The 18,478-nt window shown below is 44.0% G+C and carries 18 protein-coding genes; 1 reads left to right on the forward strand and 17 read right to left on the reverse strand.

Annotation, left to right across the window (positions count from 1 at the left end):
* Positions 1-147: 147 nt before the first annotated feature.
* The 13 genes from LCD34_RS07175 to LCD34_RS07235 form a co-directional block, all read right to left on the reverse strand.
* Positions 148-1,311 carry a DegT/DnrJ/EryC1/StrS family aminotransferase gene (locus tag LCD34_RS07175; RefSeq protein ID WP_224558722.1) on the reverse strand — a complete coding sequence of 388 codons (1,164 nt, stop codon included), beginning with the start codon at positions 1,309-1,311 and terminating at the stop codon, positions 148-150.
* Positions 1,308-1,997: an acetyltransferase gene (locus tag LCD34_RS07180; protein ID WP_224558723.1), complete on the reverse strand. Its 690-nt coding sequence runs from the start codon at positions 1,995-1,997 to the stop codon at positions 1,308-1,310. Before LCD34_RS07180 ends, LCD34_RS07175 begins: the two co-directional genes overlap by 4 nt.
* A complete protein-coding gene (locus LCD34_RS07185; RefSeq protein WP_017359198.1) occupies positions 1,960-2,553 on the reverse strand; it encodes a sugar transferase in 594 nt (197 codons plus the stop codon). Before LCD34_RS07185 ends, LCD34_RS07180 begins: the two co-directional genes overlap by 38 nt.
* A 20-nt stretch (positions 2,554-2,573) precedes the next feature.
* Entirely contained in the window at positions 2,574-4,103 is a 1,530-nt protein-coding gene (locus tag LCD34_RS07190; RefSeq protein WP_224558724.1) for an MATE family efflux transporter, read from the reverse strand.
* Between the two features lie 28 nt (positions 4,104-4,131).
* Positions 4,132-5,160, reverse strand: coding sequence for a polysaccharide pyruvyl transferase family protein (locus tag LCD34_RS07195; protein WP_263490645.1), 1,029 nt, complete (start codon positions 5,158-5,160; stop codon positions 4,132-4,134).
* Entirely contained in the window at positions 5,160-6,188 is a 1,029-nt protein-coding gene (locus LCD34_RS07200) for a glycosyltransferase family 2 protein (protein WP_224558725.1), read from the reverse strand. The genes LCD34_RS07195 and LCD34_RS07200 overlap by 1 nt, the downstream gene beginning before the upstream one ends.
* Positions 6,189-6,215: 27 nt before the next feature.
* Positions 6,216-7,319 carry an EpsG family protein gene (locus LCD34_RS07205; protein ID WP_050826622.1) on the reverse strand — a complete coding sequence of 368 codons (1,104 nt, stop codon included), beginning with the start codon at positions 7,317-7,319 and terminating at the stop codon, positions 6,216-6,218.
* A gap of 14 nt (positions 7,320-7,333) precedes the next feature.
* Positions 7,334-8,464: a glycosyltransferase family 1 protein gene (locus tag LCD34_RS07210; RefSeq protein ID WP_224558726.1), complete on the reverse strand. Its 1,131-nt coding sequence runs from the start codon at positions 8,462-8,464 to the stop codon at positions 7,334-7,336.
* Complete coding sequence (locus LCD34_RS07215; RefSeq protein WP_224558727.1) at positions 8,457-9,296, reverse strand: glycosyltransferase family 2 protein; 840 nt, start codon at positions 9,294-9,296, stop codon at positions 8,457-8,459. The genes LCD34_RS07210 and LCD34_RS07215 overlap by 8 nt, the downstream gene beginning before the upstream one ends.
* Before the next feature lie 2 nt (positions 9,297-9,298).
* A complete protein-coding gene (locus LCD34_RS07220; RefSeq protein ID WP_047945663.1) occupies positions 9,299-10,438 on the reverse strand; it encodes a glycosyltransferase family 4 protein in 1,140 nt (379 codons plus the stop codon).
* Positions 10,404-12,278: a polysaccharide biosynthesis protein gene (locus LCD34_RS07225; protein ID WP_024719856.1), complete on the reverse strand. Its 1,875-nt coding sequence runs from the start codon at positions 12,276-12,278 to the stop codon at positions 10,404-10,406. Before LCD34_RS07225 ends, LCD34_RS07220 begins: the two co-directional genes overlap by 35 nt.
* A gap of 165 nt (positions 12,279-12,443) precedes the next feature.
* Entirely contained in the window at positions 12,444-13,127 is a 684-nt protein-coding gene (locus LCD34_RS07230; RefSeq protein WP_008347761.1) for a CpsD/CapB family tyrosine-protein kinase, read from the reverse strand.
* Complete coding sequence (locus LCD34_RS07235) at positions 13,117-13,848, reverse strand: YveK family protein (RefSeq protein WP_024719858.1); 732 nt, start codon at positions 13,846-13,848, stop codon at positions 13,117-13,119. The genes LCD34_RS07230 and LCD34_RS07235 overlap by 11 nt, the downstream gene beginning before the upstream one ends.
* Before the next feature lie 257 nt (positions 13,849-14,105).
* On the opposite strand from LCD34_RS07235, the gene slrR reads away from it, so the two are divergent.
* A complete protein-coding gene (gene slrR / locus LCD34_RS07240) occupies positions 14,106-14,576 on the forward strand; it encodes an HTH-type transcriptional regulator SlrR (protein WP_007500131.1) in 471 nt (156 codons plus the stop codon).
* A gap of 271 nt (positions 14,577-14,847) precedes the next feature.
* Here slrR and LCD34_RS07245 read toward each other — a convergent pair whose 3' ends face one another.
* The 4 genes from LCD34_RS07245 to LCD34_RS07260 form a co-directional block, all read right to left on the reverse strand.
* A complete protein-coding gene (locus LCD34_RS07245) occupies positions 14,848-15,072 on the reverse strand; it encodes a phage holin (protein ID WP_008347764.1) in 225 nt (74 codons plus the stop codon).
* A 145-nt stretch (positions 15,073-15,217) separates the two neighbouring features.
* Positions 15,218-16,114 carry an iron-hydroxamate ABC transporter substrate-binding protein gene (locus LCD34_RS07250; RefSeq protein WP_007500130.1) on the reverse strand — a complete coding sequence of 299 codons (897 nt, stop codon included), beginning with the start codon at positions 16,112-16,114 and terminating at the stop codon, positions 15,218-15,220.
* A 16-nt stretch (positions 16,115-16,130) separates the two neighbouring features.
* The gene (locus LCD34_RS07255; RefSeq protein WP_025208010.1) at positions 16,131-17,132 is read right to left on the reverse strand and encodes a FecCD family ABC transporter permease; all 1,002 of its coding nucleotides are present in this window, start codon (positions 17,130-17,132) and stop codon (positions 16,131-16,133) included.
* Positions 17,129-18,181: a FecCD family ABC transporter permease gene (locus tag LCD34_RS07260; RefSeq protein WP_038475387.1), complete on the reverse strand. Its 1,053-nt coding sequence runs from the start codon at positions 18,179-18,181 to the stop codon at positions 17,129-17,131. The genes LCD34_RS07255 and LCD34_RS07260 overlap by 4 nt, the downstream gene beginning before the upstream one ends.
* Between the last annotated feature and the right edge of the window lie 297 nt (positions 18,182-18,478).

The following is an 18,478-nucleotide window of genomic DNA, read 5'->3' on the forward strand; positions in this document are numbered from 1 at the left end:
TGATGCTGATAATCATTTTCATTTTAAGGAGGAAGGACTCTGTTGTCAATATCATATTTGAAACGAAATGACAATATATATTCCTTATTATTCCACAAATTAAGAGATTTGTTAAAAAGAGAGGCAGGCTGCTGATGAACGAGCAGCCTATGAGGAGGGTAATGCTTTCTTTTGCAGGGCGTTGTACAGTGTATCAATGACAAGCTCCTGTTCCGCGTCTGTCATGCTTGTACCAGATGGCAGGCAAAGACCTGTCTCAAATAACAACTCAGATGCAGGGACTTCATCGGCTGTTGTATAAAAAGGATAACCATGAAAGAGCGGCTGCTGGTGCAGTGGCTTCCATACACGCCTTGCTTCAATCTGCTTTTGTTCTAAAGCATCTATCATCTCTACTGGAGACATCTGTGCATGATGATCCATGGTGAATGTGGTCAGCCAGCGGTTTGATGTGGTTTCTTGATATTCTGGCATAAATTGAAGGCCCTCAATATCGGCTAAAGCATCTTGATAACGCTCGAAAATGCGACGTTTTTGCTGAACACGCTCCTCTAACACTTCCATTTGTGCAATTCCTACACCTGCGAGCAGGTTACTCATCCGATAGTTATATCCCTCCTCTTGATGTTCATAGTGTAGGGCATGTTCTCTTGCCTGTGACGCGAGAAATCGGCAGCGGTCGATGGCTGCTTCATCATCACTGACAAGCATTCCGCCTCCTGATGTTGTAATGATTTTATTTCCGTTAAAAGAGTAAACACCGAACCTGCCTATTGAACCGCTTTTTCTTCCTTTATATAAACTGCCTAACGATTCAGCCGCATCTTCAATGATTGGCACATCATATGCCTCACACACCGCTATGATTTCATCCATTTTCGCACTTTGTCCGTATAAATGAACGACAATAACCGCACGGGGTCTTTTCCCAAGTCGTTTTGTTTCAGCAAAGGCTTTCTCTAACGCCAGCGGACACATATTCCATGTCTCTTTTTCTGAATCAATAAAAACAGGCGTCGCTTGTTCATATAAAATAGGATTTGCACTGGCAACAAATGTGAGAGTGGAACAAAAGATCATATCTCCCTTTTGAACGCCAATGAGTTTTAAGGCAAGGTGAATGGCTGCTGTTCCTGAAGATAATGCCGCTCCACTCTTCACGCCTGCATAATCCGCGACCACTTGCTCAAATTCATTTACAAGCGGTCCTAATGGTGCAATCCAATTGCTTTTAAATGCCTCCTCTATTTTCTTCTGTTCTTTTCCACTCATATGAGGAGGAGATAAGTAGATTCGTTTCCTGTCTCTCATGATTTCCCACCTTCTCTTCGATCTTTGATCTCAATTGCAGGAACGCCTACAGCGACTTTCTGATCATGTATATCTCGGGTCACTGCCGCTCCTGCGCCGATTACTGCCCAGCTTCCAATGGTTCTGCCAGGTATGACAGCAGCCCCAGCTCCAATATGAGCACCCTCTCGCACAGAGACACAGCCGGTGAGCACAGCTCCCGGGGATAGGTGCGTAAAGGATTCGAGAAAGCAGTCATGCTCCACGATAGAACCGGTGTTGATAATGGCATGCTCACCAATCACTGCATCTGCTTGCACAACAGCCCTTGCCATCACAACCGTTCCCCGGCCAACCTTCGTTGACGAGCTCACAACTGCCTCTGGATGAATCAGTGTGGCAAATGCCCTCTCTTCAAATGCGAGACGTTCTTTGACCCTCTGTCTGATTTCGTTTTGCCCAATGGCAATCAGCCATTGCATATCAGGTATTTCATCTCTTACCTTTTGACTGATAGAAATCGGACCATGCAGAATGCCGGTTTGAGTGTCAGCTTCCTCAAATCGATCGTCTAATACCGCACACAATGAGTAATCAGGATGCAAAAAAATCAACTCCTGAATGACCTTGCTGTGTCCGCCAGCCCCTATTAAGCCAATGGGCTGCTCTTTACGTATCGGTTCCTTTGAATTTTTCAGCTGTTGCATGATTTGGCTGCTGCACCCCTTCTGTTTTGATGACTTTCAGTAAGGTCATCCATAAGATTTTCATATCGAGCCAAAACGATTGATGCTCTACATACCAGAGGTCATAGGTGAATTTCTCCTCCCAAGAGAGAGTATTTCTCCCATTCACCTGGGCCCATCCAGTGATACCAGGCTTCACAAGATGACGCTTCGCTTGCTCCTCTGTGTACATTTGTAAATACTCCATTAAAAGCGGTCTTGGTCCAACGAGACTGATTTCCCCTTTGAGTACATTGACAAGCTGCGGCAATTCATCAAGACTGAGCTTACGAATAAAGGCGCCGGTTTTTGTTAATCGAAGATGGTCTGGAAGCAGTACGCCATGTTCATCGCGTTCCTCGGTCATCGTCCGAAATTTATAAAGCATAAACGGCTGTCCGTACAGACCAGGCCGCTCTTGTCGAAACACCACAGGAGCTCCGATTTTCCACCGAATGAGTCCATAGATGAGAAGGAAAAGAGGACTCCCTGCGATGAGCAGTGTCAGTGCCACGACCACATCTATTATTCTTTTCATCATTGCTTCTCCTTTCCACACTAGCGGGAGACAGCTCGTTCAATAGCAGCTTGTTTCACCTTACACATGAGCTGTATCCGCTCTTGTTTTGTTCCTGCAAATTGATACAAATAGCCTAAGTAGAGAACGAAACATATTCCGCCAATACAAAATAGCTCCCACCATCTCGTCACATCATACACAGCCTGAATGCCGGCACAGATCCCCCATATGAACAGAGCCCCAAACAGCGGAACGACTGTATGTTTATAAAAGATGGTACTTTTCTGTTTCGTGATCTTGGCTGTATACAATGGGAGAAAGACGATATTTTTCATCAATAAAACAACGGCTCCTGCTGATGCAATGCCATATAACCCGAGCTGAAGTAGGTGAGTCAGTCCATAGGCGAACAGGACATTGGAACCGCCTAATATGAGTGTCACAACCGCCGGCACTTTAAATCGGTTAAAGGCAGTCGGTACATAGGTCAGCGGTAAAAACATCAACGTGAAACACAAATAAGCCGCATGAATCATCAGCAGCCATTTCAGCTCCTCAAAGGCTGGTCCAAGCCATAACAGCATGAGCGGACCGGCAAGACCTCCTAACAGAGCCGCGGGGAATGCCACAAATAAACCACTCCATTTCATGGCTTTGGCAGCGTATTGAATGAGCCCCTGCTCGTCTTGATTTGAATATAATTTTGTGATCGTTGGCGCAAACACAACCGCAAGTGTCCCTGCAAGGGTGCGCAATAATAATGGAAATTGTAAAATGGCGGCATACTGTCCAGTCGCTTCTGCCCCAATCAGTAAGTTGGTCATCAATAAATCGATTTGTAAAAACAACAAAATGCCCATTTGTTCAAATGAATGCCACACCCCTGATCGAACCAGCGTGAGACTTGAAGATAAAGAAACGTACCGCCACTTAAACGAAAACCAAGGAATGAGTTTCTTAAAATAATAGAGACCCATTCCCAAAGCGGCGAGACTCCCTATAACGGCTGCAAGCGGAATATGCCAAATGGCTGGTGTTGTCACGGTAAATAACAGAACAATCACAAGCGCCCTGCCAAACATCTGAATGGCCTGTCCAACACTCGATACATATAATTTGTTCGCATAAAATGGTGCCGCCCCAATACCAGACATGACGAAATTGAGCATAAATAAAAGACCCCCTAACACAAAGGCGATCTGTGTATCTTTTGCAAGATGAGCAGGCACATGGAGCCAATCAACCAGCTGCTGAGACATGAATAGACAAAGTAAAAAAAGACAGATGGATAAAAAGAGAGAACTGACAAAATAGGAAGCGAGATAGCGCTGCGCTTGTTCCATCTCTCCTTTATGAGCCGCAACAGAAAAAAAACGCACCACCACAGCACTTAATGAAGCCGTAATGACCGATAAATAATTGATCATATTTTGCGTCAGATGAATCAGACCAAACGCTTCCACTCCAAGTGTATGAACAATGTAAGGCGTTAAACAAACAGACATCAGCATCATCAAGATAAACGTCATCACATTTGCACTAACATTGTAAAGAAACGCACGGTTCATGGTGATTTCACGCAGTGTTTAAGGGCCTTCATCCAGCTTCCTCTCCCTTTTGTCCGCTTGTTTTCATATGCTGATGAACGGCCTTTTTCACCGCTTCCTCCGTTGGTTCCTTCAACAGGGTCATAAACGGCAAGTGCGCTACCCATTCATATCCTTCCATGACTTTATGATCAAATGACCTGATGACAACACACGGTGTATGTGTGATCGCACAAAAGATCATGCCATGCAGTCGATCTGTCACGACGACTTGTGCCTGTCTCAACTGCGTCCATAACGTGGATAATTCCTCTAAACGAGTCGTTCGATTCACTCGCTTACCAATGGTCGTTGTGATAAAACCAACTTGATCATACGTTTCTTTGATATGCTCCTGCAGTTGTTCTCGTTTCTCTTTCGTGAGATATGCCTCCTTATCCTCACGCAGACAAAGCAGCACACCTTCACGGGTTTGACTCTTTGATGTTTCGTCTAATGTCAGGACCATATCAGGCTGTTTCCACACCTCTTTATTAGGAAAATGCTGCTTCATCCATTGATAGGTGGTTTGATCTCTTGCCATCAAAAGAAGCCTCGGGTGTTGTTGATATGCTTGAATAGCGCGGCGTTCTTCTCTTTTCCCTCTCTTTGTTTCTGTAAAATGAGCAGTAGCGGGCAGCTGAATGACGGGATAGGACTTAAAGGCATTCATGATAAATTGTCTTGTCCATTCTTCATATCGATATAAATCGCCCATGTTGCCCCCGCCGATGATACAGACAATGTCCTCTGGGTGCCGCGCGTGCTTCAGCGGACGTGCTAGACGATACATCTCCTGCATGTCTACTTCTATGATTTGATAGTCTGGAAAGTGCTTTTGTAAAAAACAGCAGCTGGCATAGGCAATCGCGTGATCACCTAAGTTGTCATGTGCCGGCAGCAGCGTGAGAATGATTTTCTTCTGATGACGCAGCTCTGGCAGTCTTTGGCGGCTCAACCTATATTGGAGCGGATACTTGACCTTTAAGAGCAGCCACTCTGCGGCATGTGCTTTTAATTGCTGCAATGTCACAATCATCACCCCGATTTTCTCGTTTGATATTCAATCCATTTTTGATAGCTTGAAGCTGCGACAGAGAGCGGATACACCCACTGCAGCCTAGCAAGGAATAAGATCATTCGCTTGCGCACAGTCAGCTTCGATGGTTCCACTTGTTTCACAGCCTTCTGAAAAGCTTCATGTGTCACCATTTCACGCATATGACCAAGCTTTTTTTGAAAGGACAGGGAATTTTGGCTCTTCCATTCATTGAGCATACAATGCAGCGTATGATTCACGATAAAAAAATAAAAAGCCTTCTCATATGGTGTCAGCTCATCATGCTCTTTTAAAAACAAACGCTGCGCGTCATAAAACGCCAGTCCATGCTGAAAATACTGCTTTTGATATCGCTGGACAATGGATGACAAATGAACCCGGTAATAATAAAGCGGCTCATGAACAAAGGCAATGACACGTGATAAAGAAAAACAGCGCAGCGTGACATATTGATCTTCAATATTCTCAAGCTCACCTCTCAACGGAAAACGGATATGATGCTTTTCGATAAACGCCCGCCGATACAGCTTATTCCATGAGAATCCCGTGATCTCACCATGTAATAACGATTCTATTAAACTTGTCTTATCGGCTTCCTGCTGAGCTAACAGCGTCGTCGGTATGATCCGTTTTGACTGTTCAAACTGAATCCAATATTCACTGACAACAAGATCGGCACCGGTGTTTTCGGCTTCTTGATATAAAGCCTCACAGTATTGAGGAGCGAGAACATCATCTGAATCAACAAAGGCAAGATACGTTCCTGTTGCTTCTTCTATGCCCCTGTTCCTCACCGCTCCCAGCCCTTGATTGATTTGGTGAATCACCCGAAATCGCTCATCACGCGCAGCAAACGCTTCAAGGATGTCTCCACTGTGATCGGTAGATCCATCGTTAATAAGGATGACCTCTATATCTGAAAAGCTTTGGTCTGCAATCGATTGAAGACACTGCTCCACATATTGACTAGTGTTATAGACTGCGACCAATAGACTGATAGCTGGCATGACAGCAAGCCCCACCTTTCTTCAAATCTACTTTGTAAAAATCGTTCGGTACGGTAAAACAGAAGAATCAAACGGCATCAGCATGATGCTGTACAAAATATAGCAAACCGCAATTCCGATATACATAAAGAAATTGGTTCGCTGATCAAAAATCCGTGTGAAATAAGGCAGTAAAATGAGCTGATACAGACCAAAGTAAATATGAAATCTTGCATAAATGACATCCTTCGTTGCAAGGATGCCAAACAAAAATCCAAGCAAGCAAAAATTCACAATATAATCACTCTCTGGCGTCAGCTCACGAAGTCGTTTTCGACAAAAGAACGCAAGCAATAACGGCAAAATCAAGACACCAATTTTCGTCACATTCATTCCATTCGTATTCGTTGTCAGCCACTCCTCGTAATGACCATAAGAACTCCCTTGCAGCATCACCACAAACACGGAGACAAAGCGGTCATACAGAGCGGTTAAGCCTAGAAAAATCATACATAACACAAGCATCATCCAAGACCATGCCTTTGTTCTGACGATGAAATAGACTGGAATCATAATGAGTGCCGATGAATGAAACAGCGCGCATACAAGCACGAGCGGAAAATACCATTTCCACTGACCTTTGATGACAAAATGGATGGCATAAAAAAGAATCGCTGCCACCATATACTGCCGCATGCCATTAAACGAAGCGTAATAATGAAATGTGCCGAGAAATAGTAGCATACTAAGCTCAAATGGCCGTCCATATCGCACAAGTGTTTTGATAATAAAAAAATAGGTGATGATCCCAACTGTGATATACATGATTTGCGGCTCATGTGACAGTTGATTGAGCATCCACAAGATCAATGTAAAGCCCGGATCAGTGGCGGCCTTGTCTACACCGAATCCGAAAATATGCCAAGGCTTGTCATAGTTGACGGAGAACTCATACATTTGTCCATAGGTTACGAAATCAGTTCCTACTTTGTAACGTATGCCCGCCACAATACAAAGAAATAAAAACGGAAAAAACACCAGAAGCTTGTTCGGCCGCCAGCCGCTTTGTATGGTATCATCACGTCTGCCATAAAATGCAGCAAAGCTCGACCATAAATAGACCATGATCATGTTCACCAAATAAACCGCCATCTGCCAATCCTTCCTTACAATCCATACACATTCATCACACGGGTGATGTTCTGTTTCACATCAAATCCTCTAAGGCCAAGCTGAGAAATAATCGTCTCCTGAAGAGGAGGGTCTGCATGGTAAGCTTCTAGTATGGCTTTCATCCACTCATGTGCTGAATCTTGCAAGGATTTCCTTTTCACAAGCCCACAGCCTAAATCGACTTCCTTTGTGATATGATCTGAAATCACACATGGGAGTCCAGATGCCTGCGCTTCCACTAATACGAGCGGAAGACCTTCAAACAAAGACGGCATCACAAACACATCAAATGCTTTCATATACTGCGGAACCTCTGAGACAACGCCCGTAAACACAATGTCTTCCATTAATCCTGCTTTCTCTGCATACGATTCAACCACTGCCCGGAGCGGCCCATCTCCTATGAGAACTAGCTGAAAGGAGACCCCTTGTTTTTTCAGTGTCTGCGCTAATTCGATGAAAAAAACATGGTTTTTCTGCTCATGAAATCGGCCAATATGTCCAATGATCAGTTTTCTCTCGTGAAGATGGAGGTCTTTTTTCATCTTCACCTTCGCTTCTGGCTCCAACTGAAAAAAAAGATTCAAATCAATCCCATTTGGCAAAATGTCCACTCGTCCATCGTGCATTCTTTTTTGTCCAAATAAAAAGACACCGGCATCTTCACCGCATGCAACAAGCTTCGTAGAAAAGGCAAAGATCAGCTGACGAAATCCTTTGAGCATCAAATGATCCACCCGGCTAGGAGACTGTTTCCAAGCCGTATTATGTGAATGGCAAATGCGTATCTTCACACCTGCCAGTTTCGCAGCAAGGGCAGAAAAGCCCGTTTGAAAATCTGTATGTGCATGCACCGCCTGATAAGGTCCCGTTTGCTCGATCGTCTTCGTCAACGTTTGGACAAACGTCCATGGAGAGGACGCTCCAATACTTGGGACATAAAAAATCCGCCCGCCAAGCTGACGAATTTCCTCATCGTAATCACAGGCATCCTCCCGGTGGGTAATGAAATCAAATTGAAGAACATTTCGGTCGATTGCACGATAGATGTTCATGATCATCGTTTCTGCTCCGCCTCTGTTCATTCCGCCCACAACATGAAGTACACGCTTTGGCTCACTCATCCCGAATCGCCCTCCTTTTCACCATAGATCCTCCAAGTTTCCGCTGATGATAAAACCTCATGATCTTTGGTGACATACAGGCACGGATGACCGGTTTAAGCGCAAAGAGATAATCAAACGGCGACAATTTTAATTGCTTGCATGCTTGTAACACAAGCCAGGCATTGTCCATTGAATATCGGAATTTCCGGCGCTGAAAGGCCGCTTCATCCTCCCTTACAAGGTATAAGGGCTCTTGCAGATTAAAGCCTTTTCTCCCCGCAGCAAAAAAACGAATCCAAAGATCGATATCTTCCATCCGTCTAGTTGTTTTGACAGAACGATAGCCATTTAAAGCCTTGTAGGCAGACGCTCTCATCATAATCGTCCCATGACAAAAAGGCGTTCCTCTTGCTAGCACCCTTCGATCAGGCTCTGAGACAAGGGCTCGAACGCCCTTCGCCCCTGACTCATCAAACACCGTCATCGCCGTACCAACCACATCATATTCTGGATGTGTTTCAAGGAAATGAACCTGTTTTTCTAATCGTGTAGACACTGATATATCGTCGCCATCCTGTCTTGCAATCAGTTCTCCATTCGCTTCAGTGAGACAACGATTTAAACTGGCGGCAAGTCTTTGATTGTGTTCGTTTTGAATGAGGCGAATTCTATCGGGATCACGCATGGTATAGTTCAGCACTTTTTCATAGGTGCCATCTGTTGATGCATCATCACATATGATGAGCTCCCAGTTTTCATAGGTTTGACGGAGAATCGATTCAATGCTTTCTTCTACTGTCTCTTGGCAATTGTAAACACCCATGATAATCGATACTTTCGGCTGACGCATGCTCACATCACCTTCTCTTTTTGGTCCATATACGTTGTGTAAATTTCCTCCATTGCACTTACCGTCTGCTCCTGTGCAAATGCGTGAGCCATAGAACGTCCCGCTTTCCCCATTAGGTGAAGCTGGTCCTTTTTATGGTAGAGCTGTTGTAAATAAACGGCTAAACCATTCACATCATGCGGTTTGACTAAAAAGCCGTTCACTCCATGTTTGACGAGCTCACAATGCCCTCTATTTTCTGTTGCAATCACCGGCTTTTCAGCAGACATTGCTTCAAGAAGATTCATCCCAAGTCCTTCTCTCAAGCTGGTTGATACACAGACATCGCTCAGATGCATCCAATCTTCGATGTGTTTGCAAAATCCCGCAAACTGTACATGTTCCTCAAGATTCAGCTGACAGACCAGCTTTTCATAGGACGACCGACTTGTCCCTTCTCCAGCAAATACAATTTTCACATGTGGTATATTCCGATACACCTGCGCGCAAGCTTTGATGAGCATTCCTTGATTTTTATTGTCATTTAATTCACCAGCACACAGCACGATAAAATCTTGCGTGGTAAAACCATATGCTTTACGAAGGCGGTCTTTTTCTTTGTCATCAACTGGTGCAAATCGCTTCATATCGACACCCATACCGGGAACATAATGCACAGCCGCCTTCTCTTTTGACAGACGATCGGCTCTTTCATAGTCTTCTCCATTAATGGTGATGAGTGCATCCGTATATTGAACGAGCCATCTCTCAACTGGATAATAAAGCAGCCAATTTTGAAGCGGTGCCCCCTTCCAAAAGTGAAACCCATGCGCTGTGTAAAGAACTTTCGTCCCTTTTTTGCGCGTCCCTTTGGCCGCTAGCCTGCCAATGACACTCCCCATCGGTGTGTGACAATGGATGAACTGATAATGCTCTTTTTCTAACAGCTTTTTCAGCTCCACATAAGCAAGTCGGTTGTGCAAATGAAAAGGGGAACGCTGAATCGGAATGGAATGCGCTTGATCTACATACGGCAGCTCCAGCTGGCCATTTGCCGCTGTATGCACTTCCCATCCTTGTTCCTGAAACCATCTGAAATACGGGAGATGGAATGCCTTAAAATGATAATCAACCGTTGCGCAAAACAAGACTTTTTTCTTCATTAGCAAGTGGCTCCTCCTCTCGTTGCATCGGTTCAGGCAATACATCATGCGACTCAATGGCGGCAAACAAGGCCTGTCTTAATTGATCGTCACTCATCATGTTAAATTCGTGAATAAAGCGGTTCAGCACATACGGATCACCATCCAAGGCATGGCCGATATGGATTTTCGGGAAAATTTGCTCCTGTGCTTTTTCATGCTGGTTGAGTAACTCCTCGTACATTTTCTCTCCGGGACGAATCCCCGTAAATGTGATTGGAATCTGATCTGTGGTGTAGCCTGAGAGGTGAATGAGGTTTTCTGCGAGGTCGACAATTTTGACTGGCTCCCCCATGTCTAAAACAAAAATCTGCCTTCCTTCTGCTAGTGCACCAGCTTGAATAACAAGCCTTGATGCTTCTGGTATCGTCATAAAATATCTTGTCATGGCTGGGTGCGTGACAGTCACTGGCCCGCCTTTTTCAATTTGTTTTTTAAAGATCGGAATGACACTGCCCCTGCTTCCGAGTACATTCCCAAACCGGACGGCGACAAATTTCGTTTCACTGCTTGCCCCCATTTGCATAATCACCATTTCAGCAAATCGCTTTGTCGCTCCCATCACATTGGCAGGGTTGACCGCTTTGTCAGATGAGATGAGGACAAATGTTTCAACTCCGTGCTCATGTGCAGCTTCTGCCACATTTTTTGTCCCGATGATATTGTTTTTCACCGCTTCTTTCGGGCTGATTTCCATGAGCGGGACATGTTTATGTGCGGCGGCATGATAAATCATATCCGGCTGAAAATGACCAACGATTTCACTCATTTTTTGTTTATCTTGAATATCCGCAATTTGTGGATATAGGCTAATGCTGTCTCCATACAATTCTTTCAGCTCTAGTAAAATAGAATGAATGCTAAATTCTCCATGTCCCACAAGCACAATCGCCCGAGGGGAAAATACACAAATTTGACGACAGATTTCTGACCCGATAGACCCGCCAGCTCCTGTCACCATAATCGTTTTTCCTTTTAGGTGAACGGATAGACGGCTTGTATCTAATTGAATCGGCTCTCTTCCAAGCAAATCCTCTGGCTGTACATCCCGCAATTGATTCAGCGCGTGGGTTCCTTTTAAAATCTGTTCCATTTCCGGCATAATCTGTGTTTTGATTCCAGTCGCTACACATTCCTTATATAGTCCTTTTAATGTGTGACTGCTTTTGGATGGAATAGCGATAATGATTTTTTGAATATCCATCATCGCAACAGCCGTTTGAATATGTTCTTTTCCCCCAAGAACAGGCAGCCCCATAATTTCAAGCTTATGCTTTGTTTTGTCATCATCAATGAAAGCGACCGGCTCAATATGTACATCACTCGACTGCTGAAGCTGACGAACAATAATGGTCCCGGCTGATCCAGCGCCAATGATTAGTGCCCGCTCCTTTTCAACTTGAAACCGCTTGGCACCATCATGAAACAGCCTGGATGCCATTCGTGATGCACCGATGAATAACACATGGAAAAGCCAGACAATAAATAAAAAGCGAAATGGCCATGTCTGCACAAAAATGTACAGCATCGTCATAGAAAATAAAAATGAACACGCAAAGGTCTTCATTAAAGAAAATAGCTCTCTAACCCCTGTATAGGCCCATACTTGCTTGTACACGTGAAAAATATACGAAAACAAATGGTGCCCGATCAGTAGACTGAGCGAAGAAATGACGAGCATTTCAAAAGTATATACGGTTAACGCTGCCTCTTGGACAAATTGAAAGCCAAAAAAGACGGCAACTAAGATGAGATATGAATCTAGTGCCACGATGATTGATAATCTTTGGGCGTAAGTCAACGCTCCTCCCCCTTTTTAAAACATCACTATTCTTACGTAAAATGGGCATCAAACCCGTCCTCACATCCCACTACCGATGACGAGCATCTAAGGCATATGTCATGCCCACAGCAGGATCGAGTGCCTCCGTTGTTAAAGATTAGGAGACATCACCTATCAATCTCTTTAATACATATAGTGCCTTCCCTTTTTCACTTTCTTGCCATTTAGCATCGCCCCAAGCAGTTTCCCTGTCGTACCCTCTAATACTTCTTTTGATTTCTTCACAGCGGCAATTTTCGTTTTACCGCTTAAAACCACAAGAATGCTTCCATCCGTCCGGTTCGCTAATATTTTGGCATCGGCTACAGGCAGAAGCGGTGTGGAATCAACAATCACCATGTCATACTGCTGCTCAATCTCGTAAAATAGCTGCTTCATCACAGAGGAGGAAAGCAGCTCAGCGGGATTTGGCGGAATGGTCCCACTCGGAAGCAGCTCTAAATGCTCAATCGGTGTAGGCAAAATGGCTTCTTCCAAACTGCAATTATTTAATAGCACATTGGTCAATCCGGTGTGCGGACTCAGATCAAAATATTCATGAATGGCTGGTTTACGTAAATCAGCATCCATGAGCAAAACCCGTTTTTTCTGCTGTGCAAAAACAGCTGCCAAGTTTGCAGCCGTAAATGATTTTCCTTCCTTCGGCAAGGAGGATGTGACCAATATCGACTTCAACCTCGTTTGAATCGACGTGAATTCGATGTTCGTTCGGATCGTTCGGAATTGTTCCGCAATGACAGAGTGAGGATTTAATACAGAAATACAGGATAAATCTCTTTTTTCTCGTTTTTTCCTCTTAAAAATCAATGTTCTGTCCTCCCGTTATGACGGACTGCTTGTCTTTTTTTGCCCTCCTGTCTGCCTGCATCTGATAGACACTGCCGAGCGACGGCAATCCGATCTCTTCTCTTATTTGATGTGTTCGTTTCACCGTATCATCGAGTAAATTCATTAAGAAAATGAGTGTCATTCCCCCTAATACAGAGGCGCCTAGTGCCAGAACGATGTGAACGAATTTACGTGAGTTCATCAGTATCGTGTTGGACAGCTTGGCTTCAGACAAAACATTAATGCGATCCATATTCATGGTTTTTTTGATTTCTTCTTGCAGCACCTCTGTGGCTGTATTCGCAATGGCTACTGCCTTTGCTCGGTCCTCATCTTGTACAGAAATATTTATGACCTCTGACTCATTTTCTGTACTTGTGGCAATTTTGTGTTTTAATCCTTCCGCCGATTCTGTAAGATTGAGTGTTTCTTTTACTTTTTCAATAACGATTGGACTTTTTAATAGGACTTGAAAGGTACGTGTATATTGAAGGTTCATCTGAATATCGTTTAAATTCGCTTGTGCATCACTGCTTCGTTTATGAACAAGAATTTGAGTGGTTGCCTGATATACAGGAGTCGAGACATAGAACTGATAGTAGGCTGAAATGCCCGTTACGATCAGGACAATCAGGATCAGAAGGGCCATTTTCTCTTTTATGACAGAAAACAGCTGCTTAAAACCTATATTCTCATTCATAGATACCTCCCGATTTCATCATAAAAAGGTTATATATGGTTTCTTTTTGTTAATGATTGGATTATAAAAGATAATACCCGCAAAGAAAAATGTCATAATAGGTCTTATAGTTCTTTTTAAAGAACGAAATCGTTCGTTTTCTTTTGTTTACTTCCTGTTTCTTACGTTTTTGAATTTTATAAAGAACAATTTATTTCTTATAATGAACGAAAAGGTCGCAGAACGATTCGCCGGGGAGAAGGGAGATCATATATCGAATGATAGGAAAGGTGATACGCATTTACCGAAAGAGGAAAGGATACTCAATCCAGCAGCTGGCTGAAGATGCCCATGTCTCTAAATCGTATTTGAGTAAAATTGAGCGTGGTGTCCATCGTAATCCATCTGTCCAGTTTTTAAAAAAGGTATCCTCATCACTAGACATTGATTTACAAGAGCTGTTTGATGCAGAAACGATGATGTTTCATTACGCTGAGGGCGGTGAACAGGAGTGGCGGGATCATATCGTTCATGCCGTCCAATCCGGCATGCCTAAAGAAGAACTGTATCAGCTGCTCCAAACCTACAGAAAGGAGCAGGAAGGAAAGACGTTACATGTCCATCATAGAAAGCTGACCGACTCAAATATGTCAGAATGGAAGCGTCTCATGAGTGAAGCAAAGGCCATTGGCTTAACCATCGAGGAAGTGAAAGCGTTTCTTACCAATATGGGAGAACACCGGGCGTAAGCCACTGAGATCAAACCAATTTGCGGGGAGAGGCGCTTGTCGCTTCGATGAAATAGAGCCTTTTTATATGAAAAGGCTCTTTTCAGTTTATGGACAAAGGGCTAAAATGAACTTATTTTAGCCCTTTGTCTTCTTTTCAGCGTGATAGAAAACCTTTGCAGTCTAGGAGCGAATTCGACATTCGTGAGCACCAGCGCGCAGGACTGACACCGAATGCGAGGGTTTTTCTACATGCTGAGAGCCTTTTTGCATGAAAAGGCTCTGTTTTCTGTTATTCTTCTTTTTTGGTTCGAGCTTTTTTCGTAATATCATTGTTCTTCCAATAGGCCCATAGTGATGTGATGCCAAGAAAGGCTAACGTAATGAATTGCTGCACACCTTCTTCATCAATTGGAATTGGGCTTTTTCCTGCAGCAGTGAGAGCGCTGTTCACAAGTGCCAATAAAAGCAGCACAAGCCTCGCAATAGTGCCTGCACTAATTTTTTGAACCTTCAACTGTAACCCCTCCCCTTATCCTTTCATACGGGCGATACTGCTCGTTCCCTCTCATATGTATGCAAAAAGCGAATGAATAGAAGAACGAATCAAAAAAAGAGACATCATTCCTAGATGCGGAATGATGCCTTGATTTATGTGCTGTTTATTTAGAGAACATCTTTTTTGCTTCATCCATTGCCATTTTGTTGCCTAGAGCTGAATAATCTAACCATGGCTGATCGGCAATCGGATACACTTGGTTTTTCTTCACGGCTTTTAGGCCTTTCCAAATCGGCGTCTGCTCTAACTGTTTGAATGCCTGTTGCGCCTTATCATCACGGTTCACGACGACAAAAATAGCATCTGCATCAAAGTCAGGAAGCACTTCTTGAGAAATGACTTCAAATGGACGTTTGCTGTCCAGTTTTTTCACACCATCTACAGGTGTCAGTCCTAAATCATCGTATAAAATTGGCCCCATCGGACGTTTCATACTAAATACTCGAAGCTCTTTTGCTGTTACACGAATCGCCATCACTTTTCCATTTCCAATCTTTTTCTGGATGAGTGATTTGACTTCTTTTGCTTCTTGATTGTAGTCCTTAATATATTGATCGGCTTCTTTTTCTTTATTGACGAGCTTGCCGATTTTTTTCAAATGATCACGCCATGTGCCATCATTTAAATTAAACACTTCGGTTTTGGCGATTTTCTTGTATTTTGATAAGTCTTGTCCAGCCAGTTCTTCATCGACGTAAATGACATCTGGTTTTAAAGCAAGCAATGACTCCATATCAGGATCTGCTGCGATGCCCAGCTTTTTCGTTTGGCTAAGCTGCTTTTTCGCATGTGGAAGGAAATCTTTTAAGTCTCCCCCTACAACAGAGCCAGCAGGTTTTATCCCGAGTGCTAATAAGTCATTTGTTAAATGAATCGACAAGGACGCAATCTTAGGTGTTCCGTTTTCATCTTGATTTGTTGTCTTCTTTGTTTCCTGTTGACCACAAGCGGCCAGAATCAAGAAACAGAGCGTTAAACCAAACACAAGTACTTTTTTCATGATGAGTTCCTCTTTCTTATTTTGTTTTTGTTAGTAAATAGAGAAAATAAGGTGCTCCGATAAAAGCCACAACCACACCCGCTGGGATGGCATTTGGGGCAAATATGGAACGTCCGAGTGTATCAGCACTGACCAAAATCAACAATCCAAGCAAAGCGCTCACTGGTAAAAAATATTGGTGCAGTGAGCCGACAAGACGCCTCGCCAAATGAGGTGCAACAAGGCCAATAAAACCAATTCCGCCTGTCATCGATACACTTGCACTTGCTAGACCAACAGCTAAGGTGAGAAGAAAAAGTCGTTTGCGCTCTACACGTACTCCGACACTTGAGGCGACGGCATCACCTAATGTTAACGCATTGAGTGTGCTGGACTGCATGAGCGTAAGCGGGACAAGACATACGATCCAAGGTAGGAGCGCAAGCACATGAATCCAGTCTCTTCCCCATACATTTCCCACAAGCCACCTTGAAGCGAAGGTGTATGTATCTTCATCCAGTTTCAATGACAAATATAACGTCAATGCACTAAACCCCGCAGCTACGGCAATTCCAACAAGGATCAGCCGGATAGGCACAAGCCCTTCATGCCTGTCGTACGCAAGAAGAACGATGACTGCCGCCGCAAGCAGACCTCCACCAAACGTAAAGAGCGGAATGAGTAAAGATGGATTTCCTTCTAGTACGTGAAAATACGTCACAAAGATGATTAAGCCGAATGCGGCTCCTGCATTCAGACCAATAATCCCAGGGTCAGCCAGTGGATTGCGGGATAAACTCTGCAAAATGCCACCTGCAATACCTAGACCTATTCCAGCTAGTATCGTCACGACGATTCGAGGCAGACGATAATCAAACAGCACCGTCTCACTTTGGAAATCTCCAAAGCCAAATAACGTTTTGACGACAACGAGAGGACTGAGTTTCAGCGTGCCGGTATTTAAACTATACAGCACGACAGCCGCACTCAGACAAAGCAAAACGGCTGTCACGACAAGAGCACGCCGTTTCTCTTTCATGACAGGTTCCTCCCTTCTTTTCTGGCAATATATAAGAAGAAAGGAACACCAACAAGTGCCACCATGACGCCAATGGCAAGCTCTCTTGGGGGATTTACTGTCCGGCTGGCAAGATCAGCGAAGACGAGAAGCATTGCGCCTAAAATCGCTGACATCGGAATGACGAAACGATAATTGACCCCAACCAGCTTTCGTGCAATATGCGGAATGACAAGCCCGACAAACCCAATAGACCCAACCGCCGATACAGAAACGCCTGCCAACAGAACCGCAGCTGCCATACCTAGTATTCGCACTTGCCGAGTTTTCACCCCTAAATTCGCAGCTACATCTTCACCAAGTGATAATAACGAGAGGGATCGTCCTAATAACATCGCCCAAACGATGACAATGAGAATGACTGGAGCAAGGATCATCAGCTGCGGCCATTTGACACCTGCCACACCCCCTGCATACCAAAAAGCCAGATCCTGACTGAGATCAAAGTAAATGGCGATACCCGAGCTTAGCGCATGCAGCAATGCGGCAACCACAGCTCCAGCTACAGTGAGCCGAAGTGGGGTCAGCACGCCGCCAGCCGCCCCAATGGCAAAGATCAGCAGTGTACTGAGAACGGCACCAAAAAAAGAAAATAACATCAATGCCGAATAAGGCATTCCTGGAAAAAAAGCAAAACAGAGAGCGACTACAAACATCGCACCGCCGTTAATGCCTAATATCCCCGCATCTGCCAGCGGATTTCTTGTAATGCCTTGCATCAGCGCACCTGCCACAGCAAACGCCGCTCCAACAAGCGCCGCTCCTAGCACACGTGGAAGCCTTAATTCATGAATGATCTGCTGCTCTGTCACATGAGACTGATAGTCAAACACAGCTGTCCAGACCGTTTGCAAAGACAATGACTTTGCACCGTAGGAAACAGCCAAAAACATAGCCGCCAATAAACCAATTACAGCGAGAAAAAACAATAAAAAGAACAAAATAGGTGATGATCGTTTTTGTTGAGATGTTCGCTTATCCGGCAAAATCGGTGTCATCCTTTTCTTCATTAAAAGTCAGTTTGAAAATGAGAATCATAATCATCAAAATTATAGCCGTCAGCCTCTGAAAAATCAATGTACGGCTCATTTTTTTAATTATTGAAGGTATTGGTAGACGGCAAATAAGAGAATTCTTTCCTTCTGCTTTTTCTCGTTCTGAAAGACCTATCAATTTTTACAGTATTTTAATAGGAAAATAGTTGACATTCCGCATGAAAATCCCCTAAAATTACAAAAGTAAGTCAATTGTTATAAAAATATTACAAACAGATGTCAAAGAAATAAAGAATGACCCGTCATGAGAGG

Source organism: Bacillus sp. RAR_M1_44 (genome assembly GCF_020165935.1).
GTDB lineage: Bacteria > Bacillota > Bacilli > Bacillales > Bacillaceae > Bacillus > Bacillus altitudinis.